The sequence below is a fragment of the Nitrospirota bacterium genome (assembly GCA_035873375.1).
In the GTDB taxonomy this organism is placed as follows: domain Bacteria; phylum Nitrospirota; class Thermodesulfovibrionia; order Thermodesulfovibrionales; family JdFR-85; genus BMS3Bbin07.
Genome location: JAYWMQ010000006.1, coordinates 180,661 through 199,921 on the forward strand (window position 1 = coordinate 180,661; position 19,261 = coordinate 199,921).

Annotated in this window: 21 protein-coding genes, 1 tRNA gene and 1 riboswitch; of the genes, 10 read left to right on the forward strand and 12 right to left on the reverse strand. The window is 46.3% G+C overall.

Going from position 1 to position 19,261, the window contains the following annotated elements; all coding sequences use genetic code 11:
* Positions 1-21 precede the first annotated feature (21 nt).
* From VST71_02065 to VST71_02085, 5 genes are all read right to left on the reverse strand, one after another.
* The gene (locus VST71_02065; protein ID MEC4684505.1) at positions 22-765 is read right to left on the reverse strand and encodes an anaerobic ribonucleoside-triphosphate reductase activating protein; all 744 of its coding nucleotides are present in this window, start codon (positions 763-765) and stop codon (positions 22-24) included.
* A complete protein-coding gene (locus VST71_02070) occupies positions 762-2,855 on the reverse strand; it encodes a ribonucleoside triphosphate reductase (protein ID MEC4684506.1) in 2,094 nt (697 codons plus the stop codon). The genes VST71_02065 and VST71_02070 overlap by 4 nt, the downstream gene beginning before the upstream one ends.
* A 21-nt stretch (positions 2,856-2,876) precedes the next feature.
* Complete coding sequence (locus VST71_02075) at positions 2,877-3,089, reverse strand: hypothetical protein (GenBank protein MEC4684507.1); 213 nt, start codon at positions 3,087-3,089, stop codon at positions 2,877-2,879.
* Between the two features lie 28 nt (positions 3,090-3,117).
* Positions 3,118-3,346: riboswitch (cobalamin riboswitch) on the reverse strand.
* Positions 3,347-3,471: 125 nt separating this feature from the next.
* Positions 3,472-3,696, reverse strand: a complete 225-nt coding sequence (locus VST71_02080; GenBank protein ID MEC4684508.1) for a CopG family antitoxin — start codon at positions 3,694-3,696, stop codon at positions 3,472-3,474.
* On the reverse strand, positions 3,686-3,949 hold the full coding sequence (locus VST71_02085; GenBank protein ID MEC4684509.1) for a BrnT family toxin: 264 nt from the start codon (positions 3,947-3,949) through the stop codon (positions 3,686-3,688). The genes VST71_02080 and VST71_02085 overlap by 11 nt, the downstream gene beginning before the upstream one ends.
* Positions 3,950-4,071: 122 nt before the next feature.
* Here VST71_02085 and VST71_02090 point away from each other — a divergent pair, with 122 nt between their 5' ends.
* Entirely contained in the window at positions 4,072-4,536 is a 465-nt protein-coding gene (locus VST71_02090; protein ID MEC4684510.1) for a hypothetical protein, read from the forward strand.
* Between the two features lie 285 nt (positions 4,537-4,821).
* Here VST71_02090 and VST71_02095 read toward each other — a convergent pair whose 3' ends face one another.
* From VST71_02095 to VST71_02105, 3 genes are all read right to left on the reverse strand, one after another.
* A complete protein-coding gene (locus tag VST71_02095; protein MEC4684511.1) occupies positions 4,822-5,085 on the reverse strand; it encodes a type II toxin-antitoxin system RelE/ParE family toxin in 264 nt (87 codons plus the stop codon).
* Positions 5,072-5,257 (reverse strand): hypothetical protein, encoded by a 186-nt coding sequence (locus VST71_02100; GenBank protein MEC4684512.1) that lies wholly within the window; start codon positions 5,255-5,257, stop codon positions 5,072-5,074. The genes VST71_02095 and VST71_02100 overlap by 14 nt, the downstream gene beginning before the upstream one ends.
* Before the next feature lie 175 nt (positions 5,258-5,432).
* A complete protein-coding gene (locus tag VST71_02105) occupies positions 5,433-6,779 on the reverse strand; it encodes a class II fructose-bisphosphate aldolase (protein MEC4684513.1) in 1,347 nt (448 codons plus the stop codon).
* Between the two features lie 160 nt (positions 6,780-6,939).
* Between VST71_02105 and gnd the strand changes: the two genes are divergently transcribed.
* On the forward strand, positions 6,940-7,845 hold the full coding sequence (gene gnd / locus VST71_02110) for a decarboxylating 6-phosphogluconate dehydrogenase (protein ID MEC4684514.1): 906 nt from the start codon (positions 6,940-6,942) through the stop codon (positions 7,843-7,845).
* Positions 7,846-7,979: 134 nt separating this feature from the next.
* Here gnd and VST71_02115 read toward each other — a convergent pair whose 3' ends face one another.
* A complete protein-coding gene (locus VST71_02115; GenBank protein MEC4684515.1) occupies positions 7,980-10,196 on the reverse strand; it encodes an SBBP repeat-containing protein in 2,217 nt (738 codons plus the stop codon).
* A 441-nt stretch (positions 10,197-10,637) separates the two neighbouring features.
* On the opposite strand from VST71_02115, the gene VST71_02120 reads away from it, so the two are divergent.
* The 7 genes from VST71_02120 (at position 10,638) to VST71_02150 (ending at position 15,285) form a co-directional block, all read left to right on the forward strand.
* Positions 10,638-11,387, forward strand: a complete 750-nt coding sequence (locus VST71_02120; protein ID MEC4684516.1) for a 6-phosphogluconolactonase — start codon at positions 10,638-10,640, stop codon at positions 11,385-11,387.
* 202 nt (positions 11,388-11,589) lie between these two features.
* On the forward strand, positions 11,590-12,429 hold the full coding sequence (locus VST71_02125; GenBank protein ID MEC4684517.1) for an ROK family protein: 840 nt from the start codon (positions 11,590-11,592) through the stop codon (positions 12,427-12,429).
* 287 nt (positions 12,430-12,716) lie between these two features.
* Positions 12,717-13,175: an Rrf2 family transcriptional regulator gene (locus VST71_02130; protein MEC4684518.1), complete on the forward strand. Its 459-nt coding sequence runs from the start codon at positions 12,717-12,719 to the stop codon at positions 13,173-13,175.
* The gene (locus tag VST71_02135; GenBank protein ID MEC4684519.1) at positions 13,172-13,432 is read left to right on the forward strand and encodes a sulfurtransferase TusA family protein; all 261 of its coding nucleotides are present in this window, start codon (positions 13,172-13,174) and stop codon (positions 13,430-13,432) included. The genes VST71_02130 and VST71_02135 overlap by 4 nt, the downstream gene beginning before the upstream one ends.
* 29 nt (positions 13,433-13,461) lie before the next feature.
* Positions 13,462-14,658 carry a cysteine desulfurase family protein gene (locus VST71_02140; protein MEC4684520.1) on the forward strand — a complete coding sequence of 399 codons (1,197 nt, stop codon included), beginning with the start codon at positions 13,462-13,464 and terminating at the stop codon, positions 14,656-14,658.
* Positions 14,640-15,035 (forward strand): Fe-S cluster assembly scaffold protein NifU, encoded by a 396-nt coding sequence (nifU, locus tag VST71_02145; GenBank protein ID MEC4684521.1) that lies wholly within the window; start codon positions 14,640-14,642, stop codon positions 15,033-15,035. The genes VST71_02140 and nifU overlap by 19 nt, the downstream gene beginning before the upstream one ends.
* Positions 15,036-15,193: 158 nt before the next feature.
* Positions 15,194-15,285, forward strand: a tRNA-Ser gene (locus VST71_02150).
* Between the two features lie 69 nt (positions 15,286-15,354).
* On the opposite strand, the gene VST71_02155 is transcribed toward VST71_02150, so the two are convergent.
* Genes VST71_02155 through trkA form a run of 3 tightly spaced genes read right to left on the reverse strand, consistent with a single transcriptional unit; the run spans position 15,355 to position 18,936 of the window.
* On the reverse strand, positions 15,355-16,131 hold the full coding sequence (locus VST71_02155; protein ID MEC4684522.1) for a DUF3786 domain-containing protein: 777 nt from the start codon (positions 16,129-16,131) through the stop codon (positions 15,355-15,357).
* A 13-nt stretch (positions 16,132-16,144) separates the two neighbouring features.
* Complete coding sequence (locus VST71_02160) at positions 16,145-17,593, reverse strand: TrkH family potassium uptake protein (protein ID MEC4684523.1); 1,449 nt, start codon at positions 17,591-17,593, stop codon at positions 16,145-16,147.
* Positions 17,590-18,936, reverse strand: a complete 1,347-nt coding sequence (trkA, locus tag VST71_02165; GenBank protein MEC4684524.1) for a Trk system potassium transporter TrkA — start codon at positions 18,934-18,936, stop codon at positions 17,590-17,592. Before trkA ends, VST71_02160 begins: the two co-directional genes overlap by 4 nt.
* Before the next feature lie 187 nt (positions 18,937-19,123).
* Here trkA and VST71_02170 point away from each other — a divergent pair.
* A partial coding sequence (locus VST71_02170) for a threonine synthase (protein ID MEC4684525.1) occupies positions 19,124-19,261 on the forward strand: 138 nt, incomplete at its 3' end.

Genomic DNA, 19,261 nt, shown 5'->3' on the forward strand with positions numbered 1-19,261 from the left:
GATGCCGGGACGAGAATGAGTTCAGACTCTATCATATCGCTTCCTAAAACCTTTTATTCCTGATTCCAGGTTTATATTTCTGATTCCGCATCTCTTCCAAAAGTATCCGGAACCTGCAAGATTTTCATGCAGGCACTCAATATCCGGATATTCCGGAGAGAGGTCTTCCCTGCATCCTGGAAAAGACCGGAAGACCTGAAGAAAATAACTCTCCACATTCATGAACTGTAACTCCGTCATCATATCAAGGAGATCACTCATGCCCAGCCCACTGAAGACGGTTGTTCTTATCTCGTAGGAAAGTCCGCTTCCTGTTATTACTTCAATTGACCGGCGTATCTTCTCTTTATTGCTCTCCACTCCGGTGACCCCTGCGTATCTGCTGAGTGGAGCCTTATAGTCCATTGCCATATAATCAACAAGCCCCGCTCTCACCAACTCCTCAAGCCTGTCAGGCCTTGAGCCGTTGGTGTCCAGTTTTATCTGATACCCCATATCCCTCACCTCCCGGAGGAAATCCTCAAGATCGGACTGAAGGAGAGGCTCTCCGCCTGTCACGACCACTCCATCGAGCAGCCCCTTTCTACTGTCAAGAAAGGAGAGGATTTCATTTTCCGGTATCGGTTCCTTAAACAAATGCGGGTAAACAAGCTCCTGGTTATAACAGTAGACACATCTGAAATTACAGCCCTGCATAAAGACAATGGCACTGATTTGTCCGGGATAATCTATTAAAGAGAATTTCTGAAGACCTCCAATCGTCATGCCAGCTCAAACTCCTTCCGGGTCCTGAACTCCTCCTTCTTTCCCTTGTTCCACTGTCTCACAGGCCGGAGATAGCCGACTATGCGGGAATAAATCTCCGTCTCCTCATGACAGCGGGGACACTCTGCAAACTCCCCGGCAATGTATCCGTCCACAGGGCAGACACTGAACGTTGGGGTAACGGTAAAGTAGGGGAGGTGATATTGTTCACAGACCGTCTTTACAAGTCTCTTCAGTGCCCCGGTATCCTCTATCTTCTCACCGATAAAGAAATGCAGCACTGTTCCGCCGGTGTATCGCTGCTGTACCGTGGCCTGATGATCAAGCACCTCAAATATATCGTCCGTAAAATCCACGGGCAACTGTGTGGAATTTGTATAAAAAGGCTCTGCATTAAATGTACGGTACTGAACCTCATTGGCACAGACAATCCCGGGAAACCTGTCCTTGTCAATCCTTGCCAGCCGGTAAGAAGTCCCCTCTGCCGGGGTTGCCTCAAGGTTATAGCTATTCCCGGTCTCTTCCTGGAACCCCACCAGCTTTTCCCTCATAAAATCCATCACCCTGAGCGTAAAGGCATGCCCTTCCGGAGATGCAATCCCCTTGTTGATGAGATTCAGACACGCCTCGTTCATCCCTATAAGACCGATGGTGGAGAAGTGATTCTTCCAGTACTCATCAAAGCGTTCCTTGACACTCCTGAGGTAGTACTTTGCATAGGGATAAAGGTTGCCTTCAGTAAACTTCTCCAGAACCTTTCTTTTTATCTCAAGGCTCTCTTTGGCCATGACCATCAGCCTGTCCAGGAGGGCAATAAACTCATCCGCATCCTTAGCTGAATATCCGAGCCTCGGCATGTTGATGGTGACCACACCGATTGAACCGGTCAGGGGGTTTGCACCAAAGAGCCCGCCTCCCCGCTTCTGAAGCTCGCGGTTGTCGAGCCTAAGTCTGCAGCACATGGAACGGGCATCCTCCGGCTTCATATCCGAGTTGATGAAGTTCGAGAAATAGGGAATACCATATCTGGCAGTCACCTCCCACAGGATATCAAGGTTAGGGTTATCCCAATCGAAATCCTTCGTGATATTGTAGGTGGGGATGGGAAAGGTAAAGACCCTGCCCTTGGCATCGCCCTCAAGCATCACCTCTAAAAAAGCCCTGTTGAAGAGGTCCATCTCTTTCTGGAACTCCCCGTAGGTCTCATCCCGCATTCTGCCGCCTGCAACAACAGGCTGGTCTGTAAAGTTTTTCGGAACCGTAAGGTCAAGGGTGATGTTGGTAAAGGGTGTCTGAAACCCCACCCTTGTCGGAACGTTTATATTGAAGACAAACTCCTGAAGGGCCTGCTTGACCTCCCTGAAGCCCAGGCCGTCGTATCTTATAAAGGGACTGAGAAGGGTGTCAAAATTGGAAAATGCCTGCGCACCAGCTGCCTCTCCCTGAAGGGTGTAGAAGAAGTTGACCACCTGGCCCAGCGCGCTCCTGAAATGCCTTGCCGGACTGCTCTCTATCTTGCCTGAGGCACCTTTAAAACCCTGAAACAAAAGGTCATGAAGGTCCCACCCGACGCAGTACACAGAAAGGATGTTTAGATCGTGGATATGAAAATCTCCGTCAAGATGGGCCTTCCTGACCTCAGGAGGGTATATCTTGTTCAGCCAGTAAATCATGCTGATCTCTGAAGAGATGTAGTTATTCAGCCCCTGGAGAGAAAAGCCCATATTGCTGTTTTCATTAACCTTCCAGTCAAGCTGCTTCAGGTAATGGTCAACAAGGTCGATGTCCGCCTTCGTAGTAATCTTCCTGATCCTGGCATGTTGCTCCCTGTAAAGTATATACGCCTTGGCGGTTCTGCGGTAAACAGAAGACAGAAGCACCTCTTCAACGATATCCTGAATCTCCTCTACAGCAGGAACCCTGTTGCCCATAACCTGTGCTGCCAGATTCAGCACCCTGAGCATCAGCCGTCCGGCAACTTCGCCATCAAACTCTCCGGTTGCAGCACCGGCTTTTGCAATTGCATTAGTAATCTTCTCTGCATTGAATTTTACTGTCTTGCCGTCCCGTTTCCGTATCTCCTTAAACATTCCGCCTCCCTGGCAGTTCATCTACCCGCACTGTATTTTGTTGTATTTACGGCACTTGTCCGCGTGCATCTCCTGTATGGCAAGTGAATCGACCATTCCGGGACGCACTGATATTTCAGCTCGCAACTCGCTTAAGTAGATATGGGGGGAAACAATCGCAATGGTAGCAGTCCGTGTATGTGTGGGGCTATGAAGAAAAGACACTGTACAATAAGGCAGACGTATGAAGTCCATCTCTTTTCCTCCCGCGAGAAAAGATTTTAGATTTATATCCGGTCTGGACAGGTCTTCCGGCTCAGGGCGATAAGACAGTTGCGAGTTGCGGGTTATGAAGTTACGAGTTAAACCGCTTCTCTTTCCTACTCACCCGCCTTCCCGCCATGGTGTTACCCATGACAGTGGCTTCTTTCGGGCTTTCGTTCCCTTCACGGCTGCGGGGCAGCGGGGGACTTTCACCCCTCTTCCCTGGCATCCAGCCAGATGTTTAAATTGTCATACTACAGTAGCACAGGGTTTTGATTTTTTTCAATAACCGGATTTTTCCAAAACCGGGTTCTTATCGTTATGCGTTTATTAAGTTTTCAGTACCCCATAGTCTCTGTGGCGGAAAGGTTCATCAGGAGGCCTTCTCAAGGCGTTCAGCAATCCAGACCTTGATAATGGATTGCCGGGGCACACCTAAACGTCTTGCTTCCTTATCCAGTAACTGAATCATCCATAAAGGAAAATCCACATTTACTCTTCTCTGTTCCTGCTCAGGTCTTCTCGCTTTTGAAAGATCAAGGTATTTGGAAATATCCCTGCCTTCATCAAAGTTCTTGTCAAACTCCTTAGCTTTCATATATATAAACCTCCTCTTTTCGTGATCGTCTTACTGAAATGATCCTTACCTTTTCTCCTCGATAAGTAATTACTCCAGACCAATGTTTCCCCGATATCTTTCCAATAACAACAAATCTCGGCTCGTCACTGCATTTTACAGGTATCTCGATTAAGTCAGGATCTTCCCACAGCGACTGTGCTTCGCTGAAGTCAATCCCGTGTTTTTTCCTGTTGCTGTTGCTCTTTTCCGGATCAAATTCAAATTGCATAATATATAATAATTATACTTTAATTATACCAATTATTGCATATCGGATTCTGAAGTCTGCCAGCTGATGGGTAATCCATCTCTTGCCAATGCAAGGGAATTATCTTTTTTGTTATATTATCTGGTATGAAATCAGTTGATCGTCTTGAATACATAAACGATGCCCTTTATTTTGTGGTCATCCCCGAAAATAAAAGGCTTATCTACTGCTCAGGGATAAATTTCAAACGTTTTCTTCCCATCACAAAGGGCAGACACAAGGCAATGTCAAACCCTGTAATCAGGGGGCTTCAGATTGTAAACCATGAAATCCGTTCCATGGCAATAGAGGCCGGAGCGACCCCTAAAACAATAATCCTCACAGAGTGTAAGGGAATCGCACCGACTGATGACAGCTGGAACACCGAAAGCCTCCTCATAGAAAACCCGCCTGAGGGTTTTGGAGAGAAAATAATCACACATGGAGTGATAAATCTCCTTAAAAAGATAGACAAGGCGATCATGCTTGACACCAAAATGCCTGAAAACCTGCTGCCACCGGAGGAACTGGAAAAGTTCATTGAAGAACTCTGCAGAAAGTTTGCTTCCTGATGTTACACTTTTTGTTTCTTGTCATTCCAGGTGGGAAAGAAAATGGCTTGGTGGGTCTGCCAAACCCGGCATTTTACCTATATTTGCCTATTTACACACCCCCTACCCCCTCTTTTTAGAGGGGACTTACACTCTGCCTGTTTTAAATAACTGATTTTACTATTCTGCTCTCTGCCCTTACTTCTGGTGAGACCTGAAATTATCATAGATTTTCCCTTATATCAAGGGAATTAAGGGGTGTGTTCTTTTATCCGGTTAATAAATCTGTTTTTATTTGCCGGTTTATTATTTACGATAAATATCTTTTCTGTGACGAACATGATAAATAACAATTAATTTCTTTTCAGTATCAACCTGATATATTACACGATAATCTCCAACGCGAATACGGTAGCTTGACTCAGCACCCTGAAGCTTACGATATTGAGATGTAAATGGATTGTCAAAAAGGGATTCAATAGCTTCAAGAATGCGAGGGATATATTGCTTGTCAATGCTTCTCAAGTCTTTTTCAGCAGAATGCTTCCACTGAACTTCATAAGAGCCCATTTGCTTCCAAATGTTTTTTTAACTCATTAAAGCTAATAGTTGATTCATCTTTTCGTTCTGCAATAACAGCAAGGTCATGTATGTCTTCGAGGAGTTCTTCATATTCTTCTACCGGCAAAACAACGGCTGTCTTTTTACCGCTCTCGTCAACTAAATACTGTGCTTTACCCATAATATCTCTCCTTCATTAACTCTTTATAAATTATAACAAATCGGCACAAATTATTCTTTTTTATTGCGGATTATCTTTATTCCGTTACAAGCGGAAAAGGCCCTGTATTATAAAAAGGGACAAGGATCTGCATCCTTGTCCCTTCCCACAGCTCTGTTACTGTTTCAAAATATCTCTAACTACCGGACAGTTCCTTCCCTACAATCACGGGCTTTACCGTCCTGTTAACTATCTCCGAGGAATTTCCTACTTTCAGCTTATCAAATAGAAGCTCAAACTTCGCTTCCAGCTCCTTCATGATAGGCTCCTTTACATTTGAAGGCAGGTCCCACCATTTCTTCTTCAATGGTCCAAACCCCTTCTTTCTTGTGCTGTATATAAACTGCTCCTCGGTCTGTCCCTCTTTTTTATCCTTGGCATACTCCTGTTTTATAAAATTGTACACCTCTGCCCTGAACTCCTCTGGAAGGTGTTTGCTGTCATATATCATGTTCTGAAATCCCGTGGCCAGATGGACCTCTGAAGTCCCGGTCTCAGGGAACATATGGAAGGCGGTATCAGGCAGTGTTGAAGCACCGTGCTGGACACAGCCTGAAAGGCCGTATTCCTTTCTTGCAATCTCGGAAAGGCTCCTTAATGTCTCAAAATCTATCTTGACCTCGGCAAGACTGCCATCCGGCAGGACAACACCGCCATGGCTGGTGCCTGTCTGGACACTCAGTTTACTCAACCCTTTTTCACCCTTAAAAGTCTCTTTAAACCCGTCAAGATAAGCCCTCAATTCCTCGGGGTTACTGTTCTTTTTGCCGATTTCTCCTATTTCCCCACCGATTGAGACGTCCAGACCAGAGGGCTGAATCCCTCTTATGTATTCCGACAGTTCTGCGGTCTTCTCAAAATTCGGCCGCTGCTGCTCTTTTACAGTGGGTTTGTCGAGATCAACAAGGGTGGATGAATCGATATCAATGTTGTAGAACTCTGCCTCCACAGCCTCTGCTATTAGCCCTTTTATGTAGTCTGTCTCTGCACCCGGGTTATCAAGAAAATACCGTCTGACCAGCTGAAAATGGTCTCCCTGAACAAAAACCGGGCCTTCAAACCCCTCCCGGACCGCAGCAGCCAGGACCACGGTGGAGTACTCCAGAGGCCTCTGCTTTGTATATCCAATCTCTGACCGCGCAATCTCAAATATGAGGGCTCCCACATTCATCTGAAGCGCCTTCCTGAAGATTGCCCTTGCCACATCATAGGTAAGCCCTCTTATGTTTATCGCCGGGACAGTAAAGCCCGGGTATTCCCTTCCCATCTCCTCATATAGTCCCTGGATGGAGGAAGGCACAGCACCGCAAGCCTTTGCAACTTCCTTGATAAAGATAAGCTTTGCTCTCTTTTTCTCATCGTCAGCCTCGAAAACTGCATCATAAATAGCCGTATCCATGAGATTCTTGATTCCCTGCTTGTCCTTTACAAGGACAGTGTCATTCTTAAGCTCAACAAGATCCTTAAATATTTCTGTAGCCATTGCCCCTCCTTAAAATAGTTTTAGGATTATTAGGATTATAATGACTTCAATTACGATAAAAATTATACCATAAATGTTTTATTTTTACAGGCCCTTCTGCCCACCTGTCAGCCTGAGTGAAAGATGTTTCTTTTTGCGGTATTTTGCTAAACTATTACTCATGAAAACATTAGGATATATCGGGTTGGGAAAGATGGGGGGAAACATGGTTTTCAGGCTGCTTGAGCACGGCTGGAACATTGCCGCTTATGACTCCGTCACAGAAAATGTAAGGGAAGTGGAAAAAAAGGGCGCCAAAGGGGCAGGTTCCCTGGAGGATCTGGTTGAAAAAGCCGGGACTCCCCGTCTCCTGTGGCTCATGGTGCCCCATCAGAGGGTTGATAATGTGCTTACGGCACTGACTCCACTCCTGAATAAAGGCGATACGATAATTGACGGGGGAAATTCAAATTACAAGGAATCCATAAGGCGGAGCCGGGAACTCAATGAAAAAGGGATTAACTTCCTGGACGTTGGTGTGAGCGGCGGGCCCCGGGGCGCAAGGGAAGGAGCCTGCGTAATGGTTGGGGGAGAGAAAGGGCTTTTTGAAAAGCACGAAGTCCTGTTTAAAGATATCGCTGCCCAGGACGCATATGGATACATGGGAAAGTCCGGAGCAGGTCACTTTGTAAAGATGGTTCACAATGGAATTGAATACGGTATGATGCAGGCGATTGCCGAGGGTTTTGCGGTAATAAAGGCATCTGATTTTGATATAGACCTCAGGGAGGTCTGCCGCGTATACAACCACAGGAGCGTTATTGAATCCCGTTTGACCGGGTGGCTGCAGAAGGCATTTGAAGAATACGGTGAAGACCTTGATGAGATTTCCGGCAGTGTCTCTCATAGCGGAGAGGGTCTCTGGACAGTAGAAACTGCAAAAGAATTAGGGGTTTCCGTACCCGTTATTGAAGAATCACTTAAATTCCGTGAGGAATCACAAAAAACCCCTTCCTACACAGGCCAGATACTCTCAGCCCTCCGAAACCAGTTCGGAGGGCATGAAGTTAAGAAAAAGCAGAACTGACCCTAATGGTGTCACCATAGAAGATGGATGATGGCCTTTTCCTGATTCCAGCCTTTGCATGGCAAAAACATCATACCGCCTTGTTTTTGTATAGTAGTCTTCAGCTTACAAAAATCCAAACCGGGCTAACAAAGTTAATGCCTGCATTTACGCTTGTGCGGGTGAGTGCTTTCTTTCCCAAAAGTAAACTTTGACACAAAGGCATGAAAATAATAACCAACATCAAGAAATGTATCATAGGCACCAGCGGTTGTCGGAAAATCCGACGACTTGGTCCTGCCGGTCACAAACACATCTCCGTTACCGTCAATGGTTAATGAATTAGCGTTGTCCCGGTCAATCCCGCCGAGATAAGTCGATGACAACAGTGTCTCCAAATTACTGTCGAACTTTGATATAAAGGCATCACTGTCACCATTGTAGGTTGTATCATAAGCGTCGGGAGTTGTTGGAAAGTTTGCTGACACTGTCCAGCCGGTCACGTATAAATCACCGCTGCTGCCCACCATAACAAAACTGGCTTTATCATTGTCATCTCCACCCAGAAAAGTGGAGGCAAGGAGGTTTTCAAGGTCATTGTCGAACTTTGATACAAAAATGTCACCACCGCCATTGTAGGTCTCATCGTAAGCACCGGGTGTTACCGGGAAATCCGGCGACCAAGTCAAGCCGGTCACATAGATGTTTCCACTGTCATCTGTGAAGACTGAATCGGAAGATTCTCCTGCCTCGCCTCCAAGAAATGTAGCAGCGAGAATCCCTTCCAGGTTCCCGTCGAACTTTGATACAAAAACATCACCACCACCATTGTAGGTCTCATCGTAAGCACCAGGAGTTGTGATATTGCCTGAACCAACCACATAAACATTTCCGCTGCTGTCAACAGAAATAGCGTTGGCACTTGAACCACGGGAAAGTAATATAGAGGCAAGTTGATTTTCAAGCCTTGCATCAAATTTGGCTATGAAGGCACAGTAAATCTCATTGTATACATAGCCACAACGAAATGGACTGGCCATATAAATATTTCCGTCATTGTCTAACGTTATTTCAATAGGCCCACTGAAGTCATAATCAGTCAGGAGTCCCAGAAACGTGGAGGCAAGAAGATTTTCAAGGTCACCGTCAAACTTTGAAATAAAACCATCGAAAAAAGAAGAATCCCATGGCTGAGGATCACCTAAGCCGATAGTCCTGTCGTAGGCACCGGGAGTTGTCGGGAAGTCTGGGGAAGGAGTTACACCCGCCACATAAATGTTGCCATTACGGTCTATGGCCATGGAATTAGAATAAAAAGCCGGACCAATAAATGTAGAAGCAAGCAGTTCTTCAAGATCACCGTCGAACTTTGATACAAACGCCTCCACATACGAGAAGATTGTATCAAAAGCCCCTGTAGTTGTCGGAAAGTCTGATGAGTAAGTTCCGCCAGACACATATATATTGCCGCTGTTGTCCACAATTATGGATATAGCGTTATCTGAACTGCTCCCGCCCAAAAACGTAGAAGCCAAAAGCGGGTCTATTATGAGAGGCTTTGTCTTATCGTATTCTCCAACCTGAAAACCGTAGGTTAAACCTTGGCTTTGACTTGAAACTATATAGTTCGCGGCAATTTCAACCCGCTTGCCGTCAATCTCCTGATAGGCAACCGGCCTTGTCATCTTCACGGTCCCAAAGGCTGTCTCTATCTCGAGTTCACCTTCACTGTTCACTCTGAGCCTCTTTGCACCTTCTATCTTCAGGCGTATCTTCTCAACCGAGCCCACCGGTTGGACAGTAAAGAGTTTTTCCACATTCTTCCCGTATGCCTTCAGCTTAAGCTCTATGCCCTTATATACCTCTCCAAGGTTCACCTCCTGCCACGTCGGGATTCCTGTCCTCCAATTCTCTTTCTTGCCGATAAAGTAATTGACCCTGGTAACTGATTTATTGATGCCTACCGGATGCAAGGAAATTGATTCCCCTTTCTTGCCGGTCTTCTTCAAGCCAGTAAGGCTCTCCCTTAATGCCAAGGCCTTTGAAATTGAGCTTTTGGGCCGGAGTGCGGGATTAATATCTCTGTCTTTCGTGTTTTCTGCTGCTGGTTCCGTCTTGACAAGGCTGTAAACAATCTCGCCCTTGTCTGTTACATATACTGTGCCTGCGAAAGTGTTGGCATAAAACCTGACTGATGCATCCTTGACCTGCCCCTGATTCTCGATAAAAGGCATCTGAAGCCCTGAGACCTTCTTCATCACAGCACCCCTGTCCACATCTGCTGATGCAACTGTTGGGAAAAGCATTACCAGAAATAAAAATCCTGTCAAACTTATCAGACTTACTCGTTTTTTCATGAATATCCTTCCCATTTTTGCACCTCCTCCTTTTTGTGCTTCCTGTTTTTTATGTTTTCTGTCCCGGCCAGAAACGGAATAACCGGACAAAAGGTAAAAATCCGGAGCTCCACTTCCACCACATTCCCTATGTAACACCAGCCACAGAGATGAAAACACTGAGCAAGGATTAAGGGATTAAAGGTAGCGAGTTTTGATAAGGAAATAAAATATCGGAGGATAGTCTCCCCCTTCGTATTTCAGGCATTCATGTTCATCTTTATTTTTTTAACTTACACCTCACATATAGCACACTTTACCTCAAACTTCAACATCCTAATAGGTTTATTGATTTATTTAATAACTAAAAGGCTAACCCAACCCATACAGAGGTTACAGATGTTTCTTTCTTCAGCATTTTGCTAAAATGTTTAACATGAAAAAAAGTGTAATCACCGACCCTTCTGGTACAGAAGAATGAACAGGACAATCGGGAACCTCAGGATAAGTATTTTTGAGGACAAGGCTGCGGCAGCAAGGCAGGTTGCTGATGATATTTCCCACTACCTGTCGGATGCAAAGAAAGGGGGCAGGAAAGTCCTGTTTCTAAGTTCCGGAGGGTCTTCACTTGCAATACTCGATTTCTTTTCAGATGACATATTGGGAGACTATCTGACCATTGGCGTCCTGGATGAACGATACGACAGGGAAGGCAAAAACAATAATTTTTCCCAGTTATCCAGGACGGACTTTTACAGGAAGGCTCTGAAATCCGGATGTGCCTTTATTGACACAGGCGTCCGACCGGGACAGACACAGAAGGCCCTTGCCGATTATTTTGAAGGGAAATTGAGGGAGTGGAGAAAAAACAATCCAGCTGGCGGGATTATTGCTACCATTGGTATCGGCCCTGATGGGCACACCTCGGGCATATTGCCCTTTCCGGAGGATAAAGACAGGTTTAACACCCTGTTTAACGGTGAGAGATGGGTTGTGGCCTATGATGCAGCAGGCAAAACACCCTATCCCGAGAGGGTAACAACAACAAACACATTCCTGAAACTGATTAACCGGGCCTTTGTTTTTGCTACCGGCAGGGACAAGGCTGAGGCACTCCGCCGCATGCAGGAAGACAGACCGGTTTCAGAAGTGCCTGCAGCCATTTTGAAGGAACTCAGGGGGGATATGTATATTGACAGGGAACTTTCTGAAGTTGTTCCAGGATAGTGGTTGTGAAAAGGGGATAGACAAGGATACAGAGTTTTCACTCATTCTCGATCCCGAAGTATTTCGGGAGTGAAATAAAAGTGATAATTTGAAACCGTTCAAACTCCATATCCATGTCTATCCCCAAAAATTAACCTGTTTTATACAGACAACCTTGAGAGTTGCAAAACTACCGTCAAGATAAGGTAAAATAATAACCACCATGTACATACTTTTTGATATAGGAGCGACAAACATGCGCCTTGCTGCCTCAGCAGACGGCAGGGCACTTGGGGAGATCAGAAATCTTGCTACCCCGAAAGAGTTTGAAGAAGGAATAGAGGTTTTTAAGGGTGCAGCCCTTGAGCTTGCCAAGGGTGAAAGGATTGAGGCTGTTGTGGGCGGGATAGCAGGACCTCTGAACAAGGACAAGACAATGGCCGTCGGCGGCCCCAATATTCCCGGCTGGTGGAATAAGCCACTCAAGGATGCTTTGGAGAAGGCATTAACAACGGTTGCATATATTGAAAATGACGCAGCAATGGGCACACTCGGAGAGGCAATTTACGGAGCAGGCAGGGGCTATCCCATAGTCGTATATATTACCGTAAGCACGGGCGTTGGCGGGGCAAGGGTAGTCAACGGTAAAATTGATGAATGCGCGATGGGCTTTGAACCCGGAGCGCAGATAATTGATGCAGGTAACGCCCTCTGTCCCGGGTGGAGTGAAAGGGGATACCTGATAAATTACATCTCAGGCGCAGACATAGAGAGACAGTGCGGGAAAAAGCCATATGAGATTACTGATGAAAAATTCTGGGATGACAGGGCAAGGTTTCTTGCATACGGCCTCAATAATATAACTGTTATCTGGTCTCCTGACATCATCATACTTGGGGGCTCCATGATGAACGAGATCGGCATCCCTGTCGAAAGGGTCCGTTATTATTTAAAAGAAGCGTTAAACATATTCCCCACCCCTCCAGTTGTAGAAAAGGCAAAGCTTGGAGATGAACTGAGCCTCTATGGTGCACTCGCCTATATCAATCAAAACCTGGAATAAACAACTCTTTCAAACCTTATCTTATAACCTTAAATGCACTGATGATTAAAGAGTGACATGATAAACCCTTCACTCATTCTCGTCGGGCATCCGGCCCTCCTCCGAGGTAAGTATCACTCTTTTACATCACCCAACGCTGTTTAATCGCGGTATCCGGAATTAAAGTTAAATATCCGTTTATCTCTGAAGTACAGCATTTTGTGATCCTGTAAACACCTTGTTGTATTAAAATAAAATCCTGCTGAAATAATACTTGACAGATATGGTTAAGTATTTTATAATTATTTATGCTCAGGTTATCGACAAAGGGTCAGTACGGCGTGAGGGCCATGTTTGAGATAGCGCGGGGGTATCCTGATGAACCCGTTAATATCAAGGTAATCTCGGAAAGGCAGGATGTCTCCCCTCATTACCTTGAGCAGATACTCAACAGGCTGCGACGTTCAGGCCTTATACGGAGTGTTAAAGGCCCCGGCGGCGGGTATCTCCTTACAAACAGACCTGAGGAGATAAGCATCTCGGAGATACTGAGGGAACTTGAAGGCCCGGTTGCCATAACCTCGTGTCTCAATCCTGCGGAGGGGTGCGTGAGGGTTGATAGCTGTGTTACCCACCTCCTGTGGAAGGCGTTGGGAAGACAGATTGAGGAATTTTTAAACACCATAACCCTTGCTGACCTCCTGAGCGGTAAGTCATATGACGATTTTACGCTTATAGCCGGAAAGGGCAAGGGTGCAGTGGCATGAAAAAGGTCAGGTTTGTAGACCATATAACACCTGATGTAACCACTGATATAGTCTACATGATGTGTCCGATGCACTTGCTCAAGCTTGATGAGATGATGGGAAAACTGAAGAGCGGGCAGATACTTGAGCTCCTCACTGACTATGACGGCGCCCTTGAAGACATACCCGATTGGTGTGAAAATACGGGGAATGAATTTATTGGTGTTGATGAGACTGATGATTACTTCAAGTTTTATATCAGAAAAACGGGCTCATAACTAAATGGCCCTGACAGAAGGAGACCATCATGGAGTGTTATTTTGATCATGTAGCAACAACCCCCTTAAGACCAGAGGTGCTGGATGCAATGATGCCCTATTTCAGGGAGGAATTTGGAAACCCGCTGAGCATTTACCCGCTTGGGACTAAAGCCAGAGAAGCGGTTGAAAATGCAAGGGAGCAGGTTGCAGGACTTATAAATGCCAAAAATACCGAGATAATATTTACATCAAACGGCGCAGAGGCCAATAATTTTGCACTCAGGGGCATTGCCTTTGCCCGCCAGCATGAGGGCAAGCATATCATAGTCACAAGGATGGAACACCACTCGATACTTAATTCCGCAAGGTTCCTTGAAAAGATGGGTTTTACGGCAACTTATCTGCCCCCTGATAAATACGGCCTGATAGACCCCGAGGCTGTCAGAAAGGCAATCATTGATGAGACAATAGTAATCTCCGTAATACATGCCAGCCCAGAGGTCGGTACGATCGAACCAATAAGTGAAATAGCCTCCATTGCAAGGGAGAGAAACATTACTCTTCACACCGATGCCGTTGCCTCAATAGGCAACATCCCCGTTGATGTAAAGGAACTCGGCGTAGACCTCCTCAGCATGTCGGCCCATCAGTTCAATGGTCCTAAAGGTGCAGGGGCCCTGTATCTCAGGGAAGGCCAGAGGATTATACCCCTTATCTTCGGCGGCATCCAGGAAGGCGGACGAAGGGCGGGAACTGAAAACGTTCCGGCAATAGCTGGTATGGGCAGGGCTGCAGAGATTTCAAAGGCTGAGTTACCCATGAGGGTTGAAAATATCAGGCAACTGAGGGACAGGCTCATCAAGGGCATCATGAAGCTTGAAGACGTCCATTTTACGGGCCATCCTGAAAGGAGGCTGCCCGGACATGCCAGTTTCTGTGTGGAGTATATAGAAGGGGAAGGAATGCTACTCATGCTTGCAGCAAAAGGGATATACGTTGCAAGCGGCTCGGCATGTACGTCAAAGGCTCTAAAATCCTCACCGGTGCTGCTCTCAATGGGAGTCCCTACACATGTAGCACATGGCTCTGTAGTCTTCACGCTCGGAGCAGACAATACGGAAGAACAGATTGAGTATGCCCTTGAGGAGTTTCCTCAGATAATCAAGAGACTACGAGAACTCTCACCCTTTTCCAAGGGGTGGGGAGAGATTGAGGAGGGTGGAACATGTATTCCAAAGAAGTGATGGATCATTTCATGAATCCAAGAAATGTGGGCGAGATGCCTGATGCAGACGGAGTGGGCTCAGAGGGCAACCCTGTCTGCGGGGACATGATGAAGCTCTTTATCAAGGTGAAAGACAACAGGATCGTGGAAGCAAAATTCCAGACATTTGGCTGCGGTGCCGCCATAGCAGTAAGCAGTATGATAACGGAGATGATAAAGGGCAAGACCCTTGAGGAAGCCATGTCTATATCAAAGGAACAGGTTGCAAGTGCCCTCGGCGGATTACCCCCGCAGAAGATGCACTGCTCCAACCTCGGCGCTGATGCGCTGAGAAAGGCGATAGATGATTACAGACAGAAACAGGGAAAAGGCGAGGAAACCTCGCCACTACCTTAAGAAGGCGGGGAAACCCCGCCACTACCAATAACCTCGTCAGTGAATCAGAAATCATTATAGAAAGCCAGGCAAAGCAATTATTCTTTGCATGACCTGCTGTTTTTCTGTTAGAATATCCGTTAATTATCAATCGTCAATCGTAGATTGTCAATCAATATGGAGAGGTGGCCGAGCGGTTTAAGGCAGCCGCCTGCTAAGCGGTTGTGGGGTTAACACTCTACCGAGGGTTCGAATCCCTCCCTCTCCGCCATAATATGCGAGAAAAGAAGGGCGAGGTAACCTCGCCACTACAACAACCTGTTGAAAAAAAACTGTATCATTAACGGGTCAACGCATGACTGATTATGTTTGCAAGCCCTTCAAGAAGAAATATAAGTGACTCCACATCCAGAAACCTGTCCGCCGAGCTGTCAAAGAGTATTTTGCACGTTGAAGAACCCATAACATCAAGGTCATTATCCTCCTTCCAGTAAAGGATAAGTACCGGAATTTTCGGCAGTGCCTGAAGTCTCCACGCATGGTCTGCTGACTCGGAAGCCGTTTCTTCTGCACCAAGCCGGGACAGCATGGCTCCAGTCCGCACAATATCACGGTCCAGCAACTCTCTCAGGGGTTCCTCACAATCGCGGTGAAAGGATGACGCCTTTACCAGACCGGCTTTGAGCTCTGAAAACGAGACCCATCTGCCTGCAGGCTCACCCCTGCCGCCGGTCCTTATATAGTGCAGCAGGAGTATTTTTATCCAGGGATTTATGTATCCACGAGTGGTTATATCTCCACCCGGGCTGACCAGAAAATCCATTCCAAGGCAGCTTATCTTCATTGACCCGTCAACAAGTTCTGCACCTATCCCGCCGGCACAAAGGGGAAAATCAAGTCTGCTCACCTCTTCCCTGAGACTCGCTATCAGGCTTTCACGCCAGTCAGCCCCTTTTGCACCCCTTAACTCCTCTGCAACGGCAGCCTCAAGGTAAGGACAATTCTCTACATCCGTTCCGCCTTTAACTAATGAGAGTGCAAAGGCCATGCAGGTCTTCTCAGGACATTGGCCGCAATTCTTTCCCGGCAGCTTTTTATATACATCAATAGTATTCATCTTTATTTCCTCCTTATTTTTTCCAGAAATGGGGAATAAACAGTATAATCACCGTATAAACCTCAAGCCTTCCCACAAGCATACAAAATATAAGTACCCATTTTGCCATATACGGTAACCCGGCATAGTTCTCTGCAGGACCGGCCCCGCCAAGGGCAGGCCCTACATTGCAGAGTGCGGAAACAACAGTTGAAGCGGCTGTAATAATATCTATCCCCTGTAATGTCATCACAAGCGTTGCACTGACCCATATTATCAGAAAGAGAAATAGAAATCCCCAGATGCTGCCCAATATCTCTTTTGGAACGAATTTGTCCTCCAGTTTCAGCACGGTCACTGCCCTGGGATGGATGAGCTGGTAGAGCTCCCTGTATGCCTGCTTGAACATCAGCAATATCCTTACCTGCTTCATGCCACCACCGGTCGAACCAATCATCCCCCCAAAAAACATCAGGATAACGAGGAGCAACTGGGCAAAGTAGGTCCATTTTTCATAATCAGCAGTGACATAGCCTGTTGTTGTCATTATTGAAACCACCTGAAACGATGCATACCTGACAGACTCCAGGAGAGTGCTGTAATCCCTCCCCCAAAGGTCTATGGTCAACAGTGCTATGGCAATAACAGTGACCCTCAGATAAAACCTGAACTCGTCACTCCTTGCAAACTTTGAAAGGTCGCCCTTGAAGGCATAAAAATAGAGAGTATAATTTATCCCTGCAAGAAACATAAATACAGTTGTGACTGCATCTATATAAGGACTGTTATAATATCCGATACTCGTATTCTTTGTAGAAAACCCCCCCGTTGCAAGGGTGGTAAACGAGTGACTGATGCCATCATATACGGTCATGCCGCCAAGTATGAAAAGGATCGCAGCCAGTGCCGTAAGAGATGCATATATATACCACAATGCCTTTGCCGTATCCACAATCCTTGGCCTTAATTTATCAACGGTAATCTCGGGCACTTCGGCCTTAAACAACTGCATGCCTCCGCCGCCAAGCATGGGCAGCACGGCAAGGGAGAAGAGCACTATGCCCATTCCACCCAACCACTGGGTCAGGCTTCTCCAGAAAAGAACCCCTTTTTGAGCTCCTTCAATATTTCCGAGCACTGATGCCCCGGTTGTAGTAAAGCCGGCCATGGCCTCAAAATATGCATCTGTAAAGGATGCAAAGGTCTGGGAAAACAGAAAGGGCAGTGAACTGAAAAACGTAACGACTACCCAGCTGGCTGTAACAGCAAGAAAGCCGTCCCTGTGTCTCAGGTCCTCCTTTCTCGACTTCCTGGTAAGGAAAAAAAGCGCCATACCCGAAAAAAAAGTTACCGCAAAAGAATAAATCAGTGCTATCAGGTCACTTCCGTTAAAATAAAGAGATACACCTATGGGAAAGAGCATAAAGAATGAGACAATAAGGACAACTATTCCGGTGAGGTTTACAATGGTCTTCCAGTTCATAGCAACAGGTTTTCTATCTGTCTTATGGACTCTCTGAGGGCAAAAATAATCAGCCTGTCGCCTTTTCTTATTATATCGTCACCACCGGGTATGATTACTTCACCATTACGGATAATTGCACCAATCAGGGCAGAGACCGGTATTTTTGCATCCTTCAGTCTCTTGCCGATAAAGTTTGATTTTTCACCAACCCCGGCCTCGATAATCTCGGCCATGTCTTCTGCAATTGCGGTAAGACTCAGAATCTCTCCACGTCTGATGTATCTCAGAATGGAACTTGCCGTAATAAGCCTTGGACTTATTACCACCTCAATCCCGAGACTGTGGGCAAGGGGCAGATAGTCTGTCCGGTTAACCACGGTTATTACTTTCCTCACCCCGAGCCTTTTTGCAAGCAGGGAAGACATGATGTTAAGTTCTTCATTATTGGAGATGGCTGCAAAGACATCCATTGAACTTATGTTCTCCTCATCAAGCAGTCCCCTGTCGGCACCGTCACCAATCAGCACTACAGTACGCCGCAGGTTCTTTATGAGGAACTTGCATCTCTCCGGATTCTTCTCGATTATCTTGACGGTCACGTCCTTCTTTTCCATCTCCCTTGCTACATGAAACCCTATCCTGCCACCCCCCACTATAATCATATTCCTTACAGGTTTCAGGGCACCACTGATTAAGGCCGCCGTCCTGTGGACGTGGTCACTGTGAACAGGCAGATAGACGATATCGTTCTCCTCAATCCTGTCCTTTCCAGTGGGGATTATCGCGCTGTTCTCACGCTGAATAATGCCTATCAGCACTTTTTCCCTTATTCTTTCCCTGAACTCCTGTAAAGTCTTTCCGGCAAGCAGGGAGTCTTTCTGAACCCTGAAACCGATAACCTTTATCATGCCCCCCTCAAACTCTTCAACATCAGTGGCAAACGGGGCATCGATAATCCTGAGAATCGCGCTTGCAGATTCAAGTTCAGGGTTAATAACAGGGGCTATATCAAGGTTATCCCTTGCAAGGAGAAGCCTGTTGGCATAATACTCATCGTTTCTTATCCTTGCAATCTTCCGCGGTATATTAAAGAGGGCCTTGGCCACGAGGCAGGAGATCATATTGGTCTCGTCACTATTGGTTACTGCAAGCAGAATGGATGCCTTCTCAGCGCCGGCCTCCTTCAGAACCGCAGGGGATCCACCCTCCCCCTCCACTACGGCAATATCAAGCTCCTCACTTATTCTACTGAGCTGCTCCTTATTTGTATCAACAACAACAACCTCCACCTCTTCTTCCCTGGATAGGAATTTTGATATATGGTATCCTACCTCACCGGCACCTATAATGATAATTCTCATAACGAAGATTATAACATAACAAAAAAGAAGGGTTACATCACCCGGAACAAGGCTGTTTGGAGAAACTCTGGAACCGATTAAACTCAAATATGGAAAAAACCTTTAAATTTCCGCTTATAATTCTGTAAAATAGAATACTTTTGTTGTGTTGTGTAACCCCGGGAAGTTCAGGAAAGGAGGCAGAAAAGTGGGATTTGTAACAGGACTGCAGTGTAGAGAATGCGGCAGAAAATATAACATAGAGCCCATCTATGTGTGTGAGTTCTGCTTTGGGCCCCTTGAGGTTGTCTATGACTATCAGGAGATAAAGAAGGCGGTCTCAAGG